This is a genomic window from Streptantibioticus cattleyicolor NRRL 8057 = DSM 46488, from assembly GCF_000240165.1.
Lineage (GTDB): Bacteria > Actinomycetota > Actinomycetes > Streptomycetales > Streptomycetaceae > Streptantibioticus > Streptantibioticus cattleyicolor.
Genome location: NC_017586.1, coordinates 4571597 through 4583609, shown reverse-complemented (window position 1 = coordinate 4583609; position 12013 = coordinate 4571597). Strand labels below are relative to the sequence as shown.

Genomic DNA, 12013 nt, shown 5'->3' with positions numbered 1-12013 from the left:
CCACCCCCCGAGAAGACAACTGAGGAGCACACCCATGGCTTCGGCAGGCATCGACGACGTGCGCGACTGGATCCTCGGCCGGCACCCGGAACGGGATTCCCTCGCGCCCGACGAGAACCTCATCGAGAGCCGGCTGGTCGACTCGCTCTCCTTCGTCGAGCTGGTCTACGCCATCGAGGCGGCCAGCGGCGTCGAGATCGACTTCGACAGCATCGACATCCAGGACTTCCAGACCCTTTCGGCCATCGAGAAGGCGTTCTTCGTCACCGCCTGACCCCCCACCAGGAGGCACACCCACCGTGGAAGCGGTCTCGTACACGGCCCAGTGGACGGCGGCGGCGCGGGCCGTGGAGTCCGAACGCCCCGGCGACGCGATGTTCACCGACCCGTTCGCCCGCGAACTGGCCGCGCCGCGCGGCTTCGAACTGCTGGAGAAGTACGGCGGCGGCGGTCTGCTGCCGTTCATCGCCATCCGCACCAAGTACCTGGACGACGGCGTGGAGAGCGTGCTGCGCGAGGCGGACGTCCGGCAGGTCGTCCTGGTCGCCGCCGGGATGGACACCCGGGCGTTCCGGCTGCACTGGCCGGCCGGCACCACGGTGTACGAGGTGGACCACGCCGCGCTCATCGAGGAGAAGCGCCGCCGGCTGGCCGCGCTGGGGGCCGAACCGGTGGTCGAGCGCCGGGAGGTCGCCGCCGACCTCGCCGGGACGTGGCTGCCCGCGCTGCGCCGGGCCGGGTTCGACCCGCGGCGGCCCACCTTGTGGGTGACCGAGGGGCTGATGCTCTTCCTCACCGAGGAGCAGGCGGCCGGGCTGCTGGCCACGCTGGGCTCGGTCTCGGCGCCGGGCAGCCGGCTCGCCGTGGACTTCGTCAGCGAGGCCCTGCTGCGCAGCCCGTTCTCCCGGCCCTTCCTCAAGGGCCTGGAGGAGGACGGCACCCCGTGGCGCTTCGGCACCGACGACCCCGAGGGGTTCTGCGCCGCGGCCGGCTGGAAGGTGCGCGATCTGAAGGAGCCCGGCGAACCGGGCGCCGGGGCCGGGCGCTGGCCGTACGAGGTGCAGCCGCGCGACCGCGGGGGCGCCCCCCGCAGCTGGCTGGTGCTGGCCGAGTACGCCGGCCGCAGACCCGGCCACCGAGAAGGAAGGTGACCGCATGAGCGGCACGACGACGCTGGAGCGCATCGAGTCGTTCCTCCCCGAACGCGGCGTGCGCATCGACGACCTGGCCGGCAGCCTGGGGCTGCGGCGCGCCGAGATCGGGGTGTTCCGCAAGATCTACGGGCTCGACCGGCTCCGGTTCGACCCGCGCACCGGCCTGTTCGACCTGGTGCTCCCGGCCGCCCGCCAGGCGCTCAAGGCGCTGCCGGAGGGGCGGACGGTGGAGTACGTCATCTACGCCCACACCATGCAGACGCTCACCCCGCCGCACATCGACGCCGCCCAGGTGATCCGCGAGGAGCTGGGGCTGTACGAGGCCGAGGCGTTCGCCCTCACCCAGCAGGCGTGCGTCAGCAGCCTGGGCGCCATCGACCTGGCCGGGGAGCTGCTGCGCGCCGAGGCGCCCGAGGGGGCCTACGCGCTGATGGTGACCGGGGAGCGGGCGTACTCGCCCAAGGTCCGGCTCATCCCCAACAGCGCGATCATGGCCGACGCCGCCGCCGCCTGCCTGCTCACCACCGGCGGCCCCGGCGACCTGGTGCGCTCCCATGTCACCCGTACCCTGGGCGAGTTCGCCGCCGGCCTGGAGATGACCAAGGAGGAGACCCAGGCGTTCGGCCGGGTCTACGCCACCGTGCTGGGCGAGGTGATCCACGAGGCGGTCGCGGCGGCCGGCCTCGGCTTCGACGACATCGACCTGGTCGTCCCGCACAACGTCAACACGGTCTCCTGGCGCGGCACGATCAAGGAGATGGGGGCCGACCCGGCGAAGTTCTTCCTGGCCAACGTCGAGCGCTACAGCCACACCTACGCCTCCGACGTCTTCGTCAACTACACCACCTTGCGCGAGGCGGGCCGGCTGGTCGACGGCAACCACTACGTGCTCGTCTCCGTCGGCCTCGGCGCCACCTTCGGCGCCATGGTGATCACCCACCGGAAGCGGTGAGCGCGATGGACACCACGGTCTACACCGCCGAACTGAAGGAAGCGCTCACCGGCGACCGCGCCACCCCGTTCGTCTGGCTGTGCAACTTCGAGGTGGAGAACGAGTGGGCCCGCGGCTACCGCGGGCTGCCGGCCGCGCGCGTGAGCGCCACCAGCGCCACCGTGCAGCGGATGGAGGAGCTGGGCGCGCTGCTCGCCGAGCCCACCGACCACCTGCTGCTCGACCGGCCGCTGGACGCGTCCTACCGCCGCTACGTCGAGAAGACGGGCCTGGGCGCCCCGGCCGAACTGGTCACCGCCGCCCCCGCACGGGAGGGCGGCACCGGCCAGGCCGTCCTGGACGACCCCGGACTGCTGGACCGGCTGCGCGCCCTGGCCGCCGGCGGCGCCCGGCTGATGCCGATGGGCAACTCCCCGCTGGTGGAGCGGATCGCCCGGGAGACCGGGCTGCCCCTCGCCGTTCCGGACGCGGCCGTCCACGAGCGGGTCAACAGCAAGATCTACAGCCGCCGGGTCACCGAGGAGCTGGGGCTGCGCCCGATCCCCGGCTTCTGCTGCGAGACGGTCGGCGAGCTGCGCCACGCCCTGGAACACGGCCTCGCCGACGGCGGCCCGGTGATCGTCAAGGACGCCTACGGGGTCTCCGGCAAGGGCCTGATCGTCCTCGACAGCCGCCGCAAGGCCGACCGGCTGCTGAGGATGGTCGAGCGCCGGGCCACGTCCACCGGCGACGACTCGATCCACGTGGTGGTCGAGTCGTTCCTGCCCAAGCGGTTCGACCTCAACTACCAGTTCACCGTCGACCACGCCGGGCGGGTGCGCCTGGACTTCGTCAAGGAGGCGCTGACCTCGGGCGGTGTCCACCTCGGCCATGTGATGCCGGCCGCCCTGACCCCCGCGCAGCACGCGACGCTGGCCGAGGCCGCCGGGAAGCTGGGCGCGCGGCTGTACGCGGACGGGTTCTTCGGCGTCGTCGGGGTGGACGCGCTGCTCGGCGCCGACGACCTGGTCTACCCGGTGCTGGAGATCAACGCCCGCCTCAACATGTCCAGTTACCAGGGCCGGATCACCGAGCGCTTCCTCACCGAGGGGGGCGCCGCGCTCGCCAAGCACTATCCGCTGCGGCCGGCCCGCCCGGTCTCCTTCGACGAGGTGACCGCGGCGCTCGGCCCGCTCGCCGAACCGCCGCACGGGTCCACCGGAGTGGTCGTCACCTGCTTCGGCACCGTCAACGCGCAGGCGGGCACCGGCCCCGGACCGTTCGAGGGACGGCTGTACACCCTGCTGTTCGCCGCCGGCCGGGACGGGCTCGGCGAGCTCGACCGCGCGGTGGCCACCGCGCTGACCGGCCTGGGAGGGACCTGATGACCACCGAGTTCCATGTGCAGGGCGTGCCGGTGTCGCGGCTCGCCGAGGAGTTCGGCACCCCGCTGTTCGTCTACGACGCCGAGGTGCTGCGTACCGTCTACCGCTCGCTGCGGGACCGGCTCCACCCGGCGGTGGACGTCTTCTACTCGCTCAAGGCCAACCCCAACGTCTCGGTCGCCGGTTACCTCGGCTCGCTGGGCGCGGGGGCGGAGATCTCCTCCATGGCCGAGCTGCTCACCGTGGAGCGGGCCGGGTTCGCCGCCCGGGACGTGATCTTCCTCGGGCCCGGCAAGACCCGTGCCGAGCTGGAGCGGTGCGTGGCCGCCGGGCTGCACGCCATCGTCTGCGAGTCGCCGGCCGAACTCGCCGTGGTCGAGGAGATCGCGGCGGACGCGGGCCGCGACGAGGTGCCGGTGCTGCTGCGGGTCAACCCCGACTTCCACACCAAGGGCTCGGGGCTGGCGATGGGCGGCAAGCCCCGGCAGTTCGGCATCGACGCCGAGGTGCTGCGCCGCTCCCGGGACGTCGTCGCCGGGCTGCGCCGGGTGCGGGTACGCGGCTTCCACGCCTACCTGGGGACCCGGTTCCTCAACGCGGACGACCTGGTCCACAACACCCGGCGGATCCTCGCCATGGCCGAGGAGCTGGCGCAGGCGCTGGACGTACCGCTGGAGACGGTGGACTTCGGCGGCGGCTTCGGCGTGGCGTACTTCGACAACGAGAAGGAGCTGGACCTGGCGGCGACGGTCGCCGGGATCAACGAGGCCGTCGAGCCCTTCGCCGCCCGCCACCCCGGCTGCCGGCTCGTCAACGAGCTGGGGCGCTACCTGACCGCGCTGTGCGGCACGTACGTGGTGCGCGCGCTGTACGTCAAGGAGTCGATGGGCGAGACGTTCGTGGTCGCCGACGGCGGCACCAACCACCACATGGCGGCGGTCGGCGTGGGCAGCTTCGTCAAGCGCAACTTCCCCATCCGCTCGCTCACCCGCTACCACGAGCCCGCGGCCGGGTCGTACACCGTCACCGGTCCGCTGTGCACCCCCAACGACGTGATCGGCAAGAAGGTCCAGCTGCCCCCGGTCGAACCCGGCGACCTGCTCGGGGTGGAGCGGTCCGGCGCCTACGGCCCGACGGCCTCCCCGGGGCTCTTCCTCAGCCACGGCTTCCCGGCGGAAGTCCTCGTCCACCAGGGCACCGCGCACCTGGTGCGGGAGCGGGACCGCGCCGCGGAGATCCTCGCCAAGCAGCACCTCGTCGACTTCGGCTGACCGGCCGGGCCCCCGCGTCCGGGGGCCCCGATCAAGGAGGAACACAACACGATGGAACGTCACACGGTGGTGACCGCGGTCGAGACCGCCCTGAGCGAGGTGCTGGAACGCGAGGTCACCGGCCTGACCGAGGACACCCGCCTCTTCGAGGACCTGCACCTGGACTCCACCTCGATCCTGGAGCTGCTGATGGCGCTGGAGGACGCGGTGGAGATCTCGGTGGACCCGGAGGACCTGGACATGGACGACTTCCGGTCGGTGGGCTCGCTGACCGACTACGTCCTGTCCCAGCAGGCCACCAGCGGGGTGTGAGGCGGCCGATGCCTGCTCTGCGCGCCGCCCGCGCGGTGGTCTCCCCGCCGCCCAGGCCCTACGACGAGGACCCGGCCCGACTCGCCTACTACCGCGACCTGGTCGAGCCGTTCGGCACCGAGGTCGACGAGGCGCTGCTGCGCTCGGCGCCCCACGTGGGCCACACCGACCTGGTCGACCTGCTCACCGCCGACGACACGCTGCGCCGCTGCGCCCCGGACCTGGTGGTGGTGGCACAGGCGCTGCCGGACATCACCCCGTTCACCGCGATCGGCCCCTATCTGGACCGGCGGCTCGGCGGCGGCAGCACCAACTTCGGCATCCACCAGCAGGGGTTGTCGGCGCCGTTCACCGCGCTGCGCGCCATCGCGGCCTTCCAGCGCGCCGGGCGCAGCCGCACCGCCGTGCTCGCCGTCCTGGAGCAGACCACCCTGCCCTCCCGGTTCCCGCTGGTCCACGACGGCGACCTGGTCGACAGCGCGGTGGCGCTGGTCCTCGACGACGGCGACGGGCCGCGCGTCGACGAGGTGGTCACGGTGCCCGCCGGTGAGCCGGCCGCCCCGCGCGCCGCGGAGCTGGCCGCCAAGGACCCGGAAGGAACGCTGCTGGTCACCGGTTCCCGGTTCGACGACGCCGGGCTCACCGGGGACGTCCACCGGTACCGGGTCGAGCCGGGCACCTACTGCACCGGTGTCTGGCTGGCGCTGGCCCGCGAGTGGCGCGACTGGCAACGCCGGTACGCCGTCGTGGTGCTCTGCGACACCGATCCGCGGTCGGGGACGAGCCACCTGGCGGTGCTGCGGTCGCCGGCGGCCGGGGAGGGGGCCGGCGATGGCCTCGGCTGAGACGCGGTACGCGGACCCCACCGCGCTGCACGGGTTCGCCCGCGCGCTCGACGCCTGCCACGATGCCGCCGCCCCCGGCGCGCTGGTGGCCTCGGGCGACGGCTGGGTGATCGCCTCGACCGCGCGGCTGCCCGGCGGGGTGCCGGTGCCGGGCGGCGCGGGGGCGGCGGTGGCGATGGCCGGTGGCGCACCGGCCGCCCCGGCGGAGGTGCTGGAGGCGTTCGCCGACGGGCTGGTGCGCCTGCACCGCGAGGCGGTGCGCGGGGTGCTGGACGCCGCCGTGGCCCGGCTCGACCAGCGCCGCTCCGAGGGCGCCAACCTGCTCAACCGCCAGCTGGTGCAAGGCGCGGTGGCCGACGTGGCGCTCGTGCTGTCCGAGGCGGAGGACCTGCTCGCCCTGGCGGACCCCACCGCCGGCCGGCGCCGGCACGTCCACCGGCGGCTGGTCACCGCGGGGCGCGCCGCGCTCCAACTGCACGGCGCCAGCGGCTTCGTGGCCACCGGCCCCGGCAGCCTGCTCCACCTGACCGAACTGCTCGGCAACACCTATCTGCACCCGGGAGAACGGTGATGAGCCACACGCCGGACGAGCCGCCGCCGGGCCCCGACCCGCACCGCACCGCCGTACTGCGCTCCCACGTCCGCGAGGCGGCACGGGAGCTGCGCGAGGCCGGCCTGGAGATCGACCGCGACCCCACCGCCATCGACCGCCACCTCCATCTGGCCGCGGTGGACATCATGCGCCGCTGCACCGTCCCGGTGGAGTACCTCGCGGAGCCGGTCCGGGCCGGCGGCCACACCTTCGACATGAGTTCCTGCCTGGAACACACCATCACCATCGAGGAGTTGAGCTACGGCGACGCCGGCTTCATGCTGGCCTGCCCCGGCCCGCTGATGTCCGGGGTGGCCGTCTCGGCGCTCGGCGACGACAAGCAGCGCCACGCCTACTACCAGCGGCTCGCCGGACCCGACCCGGTGTGGACGTTCTTCGGGCTCACCGAGCCGGAGAAGGGGTCGGCCGCCACCGAGCTGGAGACCGCGCTCACCCCGGACGGCGACGGCTTCCGCCTCGACGGCGCCAAGGCCTACGTGGGCAACGCGGCCTACGCCCAGCTCGGCGTGGTCTTCTGCCGCCGCGCGCCAGGGCCGCTGGGCATCGAGGCGGTGCTGGTGGACACCTCCTCCCCCGGCTTCCACGCCGAGCCGATCCCCACGGTCGGCATGCGCGGCGCCCGGATCTCCGCGATCACGCTGCGGGACGTACGGGTGGAGCGCGAGCAGATCCTGGGGTACGACACGCTCAAGCCCACCCGGCGCGGCCTGGTCGGCGCCATCCGCACCCTCCAGCGGTTCCGCCCGGTGCTGGCCGGCACCGCCGTCGGGCTGGCCCGGGCCGTCCTAGACCACGTACGCGAGCAGCGGCCCGCGCCGACCGGGACGGCCCGCCTGCGGTACGAGGAGGTGCGGGACCGGCTGGCCGCGGTACGGCGGCGCAACTACGAGGTGGCGGCGGCGATCGACGCCGGGTCGGTGCGCGCCGACCGCATCGCCGCCGTCAAGACCCGCGCCGCCGAACTGGCCGAGGAGGCCACCGTGGTCGCCGCCGAACTGCTGGGCCCCGGGGCGCTGGCGGCCGACCCGTACCTGAACAAGCTCCACCGGGACGCGCGGGCCTTCGAGTTCATGGAGGGCACCGGCCACATCCAGCGGCTGGCGGTCTTCCAGGGCGTGGTCAAGCGGACCTTCCTGGCGTGAGGGGGCGGCCCGGGTGTGGATCGGTGTGGACGTGCTCCACGAGGACGAGCTGGCCGCCCTGCTGCGGCGCCCCTGGTTCCGGGCCTACACCTACGCCCCGGAGGAGCTGGCCGCGGCGGACGCCTTCGGCGAGCGGCGGGCCCGGGAGTTCCTCACCGGGCGCTTCGCCGGGAAGGAGGCCGCGCTCAAGGTGATCGGCACCGGCGTCGGCGCGGGGGTGACCCCGCGCCAGGTGGCGATCCTGCGGACCGAGGACGGCGGCCCGGTGGTACGGCTGTCGGGCGCCGCCGCCCGGCACGCCGAGGCCCGCGGGATCGCGGACATCAGCGTCTCCATCACCCACAAGAAGGGCGTGGTGGTGGCCGCCGCGATCGGCGTGCCGCGCTCCGGCTGACCGGTGGCGGTTACCGGCCAGCCGGAGTGCGGAACCGGACATCCTGCGGCCGTCCCGGTCACCCTCCGGGTTCGCGAGGTAGCTTCTGGTTGCTGCCGCCACACCAGGAGTACGAGGCTCCCCGGGACTCGCGGCAGGAGGGGTGAGGATGCCTTGCGCAGCGGCCGACCGACCATGGCTGACGCCGCCGGCCCGGACACCGCGGTGGGCTTCGGGTTCTTCCCGGTCACCCACACGTGCCGGCTGATCTGGGAGGAGGGCGCCCATCTGACGATCCCGGTGGGCCCGTGGAGCCCGGGCGCGTCCGCGGACCGGATCGCGGCGCTGACCTGCTGGTCGGCGCGGCACTTCGGGCAGGTGGACGTCGTGCGGACCGATCTGGGCGTCGAGGGGGTGCTGGCGGCCTTCGGGCACGATCCGTGGGACGCGCGGCGGCGCGCCGCGGCGCTGGACCGGGCGGTGCGCGCCACGATCGCGCAGGGGGTGCGCGAGGCGGGCGCGGCCGGCCGGCGGGTACGGGTGCGGGCGCTGTCGGACTTCGCCGACCACCACATGTACCGGGTGCTGTGCCACCGCGTCGAGGCGGCGCTGACCGCCGAGGACGAGCTGCGCCAGGCGTGCGACCACACCGTGCAGCAGTTCCTGGCCTCCCGGTTGCAGGACAGCGGGCCGGCCACCGAGGACCAGCTGCGGGCCGGGCGGGCCTACCTCACCGCCGAGCTGCCGTTCCTGGTGGACACCCCGGGGCTGCTGGGGGTGCCCTCCTCGGTCTTCTGCCACCCGGTGGCCACCCCGCTCGCCGAGGTGCTCTTCGGCCGCGGCAGCGGACTGCGGGCCGCGCGCGACCAGGGGTACGCCGTGGTGCGCCCGGCCCGCGTGGTGCGCGACGCGGCATAGTCGTGGTCGGCACCACCGTCGCGGGTGGTGTCGCGCATCACGTCACCGGCTGGGCAACCCTATGACGTATGCGGGTATTCGTCCGTGTATGCCGGTTTGTCCGGGGTGCCCGGGACGTGCGAGAGTCGAACGCAGCGGGCGTCCGCCAACCCGGACGGCCCGCGCAGTCCGCCGTGGCCTTCCCCTTGCTCCACGGCGGCACGAAGAAGCCCCCAGCCGGTCCCAACAGGGCCCACGGGGGCTTCTCGTACATCACGGCCCGGTCAGCGGTCGGTGGCCCGCAGCTCGAACCAGGTGGTCTTGCCGCGCGGCAGCAGATCCACCCCCCAGCGGTCGGAGAGCTTGTCCACCAGGAAGAGCCCGCGGCCGGAGGTGTCCAGCTCGCGCACCGGCAGCAGGCACGGCAGCGCCCGGGACGGATCGCGCACCTCGACCCGGACCCAGCCGCGGCGGCGCGGCATCCGCAGCCCGAAGGTACGGGCGCCGGTGTGGCGCACCGCGTTGCCGACGAGTTCGGAGACGAGCAGCTCGCAGACGTCGGCCAGATGCGGCAGCGACCACAGGCGCAGCACCGAGACGGTCAGCCGGCGGGCGGCGGAGGCGGACTCGGGCCGGGAGACCAGCCGTACCTCCTCCACCGAGGGGTCGCCGAGCAGATCGAGGGTGTTGGCGTCGCGCTGGTCCCTGGGGGTGGGCACCCACACCGCCGGGGCGGCCTGCGCCCGGTGCCGTGATCCCTCCGCGCCCCCCCGGCCCGCCGCGCCCGCCGTCCCTGCCATGCCCGCCATGGGTTCATCATGGCCGTCCGGCCGCCGGGTTGGGGCCGGAACCGGCGGAATCGCCCCCGCAAGGAGCACTTCGGCGGCGGGACGCGGGGGCGGCGCGGCGATCCGTGCGCCACCCCCGCGCCACCCCGCGCCTCCCCACCGTGCCCCGGGTCAGGCGAACTTCGCCTTGCCCGGGCCCTCCTCGGCGAAGCTGCGCATGCCGCCGCGGGCGTCCTCGGTGGCGAACAACCCGGCGAACAGGCCGCGTTCGATGGTGAGCCCGGTGGTCAGGTCGGTCTCCAGGCCGCCGTCGACCGCCTCCTTGGCGGCCCGCAGCGCCAGCGCCGGCCCCTTGGCGAGCTTGGCGGCCCACTCGTGGGCCTCGGCGAAGACCCGGTCGGCCGGGACCACCCGGTCCACCAGGCCGATGGCGAGCGCCTCCTCGGCGGTGACCATGCGGCCGGTGAAGATCAGGTCCTTCGCCTTGGCCGGCCCCACCAGCCGGGCCAGCCGCTGGGTGCCGCCGGCCCCGGGGATCAGCCCGAGCAGGATCTCCGGCTGGCCGAGCTTGGCGCCCTCGGCGGCGAAGCGCACGTCGGCGCAGAGCGCCAGTTCGCAGCCGCCGCCGAGCGCGTACCCGGTGACGGCGGCCACCACGGGCTTGGGGATGGCGGCCACCGCGCTGAAGGCGTCCTGCAGGGCGCCCGCCCGGCGGGCCATGTCCTCGTACCCCATGACCCGCATTTCCTTGATGTCCGCGCCGGCCGCGAACACCTTCTCGCTGCCGCGCACGACGACGGCGCGGATGTCGTCGCGGCGGGCGGCCTCAGTGGCGGCCTGGTGGAGCTGGTCCTGGGTGGCGACGTCCAGCGCGTTCATCGGCGGACGGTCCAGGCGGATGACGCCGACGCCGTCGGCGGCCTCAAGGTGAACAGTCATGGGAGGACGTTAGCGCTCGTGAACCGCGCGCGGCCCGCCCCGTGCGCCTTCGGTACCGAAGACAGGGGCGGGCCGCGGGGGTTCAGCGGTGTGCCGTGCGGGGCGTCACTGCCCGGAGGTCCACTCCGACCAGGACATGTTCCAGCCGTTGAAGCCGTTGTCGGGCGGCACGGTGTGGTCCTGGGAGTTCTTGACGACCACCACGTCGCCGATGAGCGAGTGGTCGTAGAACCAGGCCGCCGGGGAGCCGTTGTCGCCGCCGCCGCGGATGTCGTGCAGGCCCACGCAGCCGTGGCTGGTGTTCTCGTTGCCGAAGACCGACGGGTCGCCCCAGTAGTTGCCGTGGATGAAGGTGCCGGAGCTGGTCAGCCGCATGGCGTGCGGCACGTCCTTGATGTCGTACTCGCCGCCGTAGCCGACCGTCTGGCCGTTCATCCGGGTGATCGGGTCCTTCTCACTGATCACCATGGCGCCGTTGTAGGTGGTCTTGCCGGGGGCGCCGGCCGAGATCGGGATGGTCTTGATGGTCTTCCCGTCCTGGGTGACCTGCATCTCGTGGGTGGAGGCGTCCACGTAGGAGATCTGGTTGCGCCCGATGGTGAAGTGGACCTCCTTGTCCTGCGACCCGTAGACGCCCGGGGCACCCTGGACGCCGCTGAGCTTGAGGCTCAGGGTGACCTTGGTGCCCGCCGCCCAGTAGTGCTCGGGGCGGAAGTCGAGGCGCTGGTTGCCGAACCAGTGGCCGACCACCGGGACCGCCGGGGAGGCCGTCACCTTCACCGCGTTCTGCACGGCCTTGGTGTCGCTGATGGGCCGGTTGAAGTTGAGCGAGACCTCGGTGCCCACGCCCACCGTGCTGTTGTCCTCGGGGGTGAAGAAGCCGATGAAGGTGTCCTTGGGGACCACGGTGGTGAAGCTGGCGTGCTTGGCGGACTCGCGGCCCTTGTCGTCCTTGGCGAGCGCGTCCACCGTGTACTTGGTGGAGGTGCTCAGGTTGCCGTCCGGCACCCAGCTGGTGCCGTCGGCGGAGATCTTGCCCGGTACGGCGGCGCCCTTGGCGTCCTTCACCTGCACCTGGGTCAACTTGCCCTGGGCCGCGGTGACCTTGAGGCCGCCGGTGGTGGCCACGTCGGTGGCGCCGTCCTTGGGCGCCACGTTGACCACGGCCTGGGACGCCTGCTTGTCGCCGCCGGAGGCGCCGGCCTTGCCGGACGCCCCGCCCGGGCCGCACGCGGTGGCCATCAGCACCACGGCCCCGAGCACCGCGGTGAGCATCCCTCGCCCCGCGGCGGTCCGACCCGGTATCGCCCGCCGCACCCGCGGCTTGCCTTCCAGCACTTCGTCTCTCTCCCCTCGCGCCCGA

General features: G+C 73.6%; 14 protein-coding genes. 11 read left to right on the top strand and 3 right to left on the bottom strand.

What is annotated here, in order from left to right; genetic code table 11:
- The first annotated feature begins 34 nt into the window (after nucleotides 1-34).
- From SCATT_RS20210 to SCATT_RS20160, 11 genes are all read left to right on the top strand, one after another.
- Nucleotides 35-274 (top strand): phosphopantetheine-binding protein, encoded by a 240-nt coding sequence (locus SCATT_RS20210; RefSeq protein WP_014144991.1) that lies wholly within the window; start codon nucleotides 35-37, stop codon nucleotides 272-274.
- A gap of 25 nt (nucleotides 275-299) precedes the next feature.
- A complete protein-coding gene (locus tag SCATT_RS20205; RefSeq protein WP_014144990.1) occupies nucleotides 300-1151 on the top strand; it encodes a class I SAM-dependent methyltransferase in 852 nt (283 codons plus the stop codon).
- 4 nt (nucleotides 1152-1155) lie between these two features.
- On the top strand, nucleotides 1156-2106 hold the full coding sequence (locus tag SCATT_RS20200) for a 3-oxoacyl-[acyl-carrier-protein] synthase III C-terminal domain-containing protein (RefSeq protein ID WP_014144989.1): 951 nt from the start codon (nucleotides 1156-1158) through the stop codon (nucleotides 2104-2106).
- Nucleotides 2107-2111: 5 nt separating this feature from the next.
- Nucleotides 2112-3470 (top strand): preATP grasp domain-containing protein, encoded by a 1359-nt coding sequence (locus SCATT_RS20195; protein ID WP_041824899.1) that lies wholly within the window; start codon nucleotides 2112-2114, stop codon nucleotides 3468-3470.
- Nucleotides 3470-4741, top strand: coding sequence for a type III PLP-dependent enzyme (locus SCATT_RS20190; RefSeq protein WP_014144987.1), 1272 nt, complete (start codon nucleotides 3470-3472; stop codon nucleotides 4739-4741). The genes SCATT_RS20195 and SCATT_RS20190 overlap by 1 nt, the downstream gene beginning before the upstream one ends.
- Before the next feature lie 51 nt (nucleotides 4742-4792).
- Complete coding sequence (locus SCATT_RS20185) at nucleotides 4793-5053, top strand: acyl carrier protein (RefSeq protein WP_014144986.1); 261 nt, start codon at nucleotides 4793-4795, stop codon at nucleotides 5051-5053.
- Between the two features lie 8 nt (nucleotides 5054-5061).
- A complete protein-coding gene (locus tag SCATT_RS20180) occupies nucleotides 5062-5898 on the top strand; it encodes a hypothetical protein (protein ID WP_014144985.1) in 837 nt (278 codons plus the stop codon).
- Entirely contained in the window at nucleotides 5885-6469 is a 585-nt protein-coding gene (locus SCATT_RS20175; RefSeq protein WP_014144984.1) for a hypothetical protein, read from the top strand. The genes SCATT_RS20180 and SCATT_RS20175 overlap by 14 nt, the downstream gene beginning before the upstream one ends.
- On the top strand, nucleotides 6469-7653 hold the full coding sequence (locus tag SCATT_RS20170) for an acyl-CoA dehydrogenase family protein (protein WP_014144983.1): 1185 nt from the start codon (nucleotides 6469-6471) through the stop codon (nucleotides 7651-7653). The genes SCATT_RS20175 and SCATT_RS20170 overlap by 1 nt, the downstream gene beginning before the upstream one ends.
- A gap of 13 nt (nucleotides 7654-7666) precedes the next feature.
- Complete coding sequence (locus SCATT_RS20165) at nucleotides 7667-8047, top strand: holo-ACP synthase (protein ID WP_014144982.1); 381 nt, start codon at nucleotides 7667-7669, stop codon at nucleotides 8045-8047.
- Between the two features lie 174 nt (nucleotides 8048-8221).
- A complete protein-coding gene (locus SCATT_RS20160; RefSeq protein WP_014144981.1) occupies nucleotides 8222-8944 on the top strand; it encodes a tRNA-dependent cyclodipeptide synthase in 723 nt (240 codons plus the stop codon).
- Nucleotides 8945-9207: 263 nt separating this feature from the next.
- Here SCATT_RS20160 and SCATT_RS20155 read toward each other — a convergent pair whose 3' ends face one another.
- The 3 genes from SCATT_RS20155 to SCATT_RS20145 all read right to left on the bottom strand — a co-directional run bounded on the left by SCATT_RS20155 (nucleotide 9208) and on the right by SCATT_RS20145 (nucleotide 11925).
- Nucleotides 9208-9732, bottom strand: coding sequence for an ATP-binding protein (locus SCATT_RS20155; RefSeq protein WP_014144979.1), 525 nt, complete (start codon nucleotides 9730-9732; stop codon nucleotides 9208-9210).
- Nucleotides 9733-9882: 150 nt separating this feature from the next.
- Nucleotides 9883-10650 (bottom strand): enoyl-CoA hydratase/isomerase family protein, encoded by a 768-nt coding sequence (locus SCATT_RS20150; protein ID WP_014144978.1) that lies wholly within the window; start codon nucleotides 10648-10650, stop codon nucleotides 9883-9885.
- A 105-nt stretch (nucleotides 10651-10755) separates the two neighbouring features.
- Nucleotides 10756-11925: a L,D-transpeptidase gene (locus SCATT_RS20145; RefSeq protein ID WP_237694776.1), complete on the bottom strand. Its 1170-nt coding sequence runs from the start codon at nucleotides 11923-11925 to the stop codon at nucleotides 10756-10758.
- Between the last annotated feature and the right edge of the window lie 88 nt (nucleotides 11926-12013).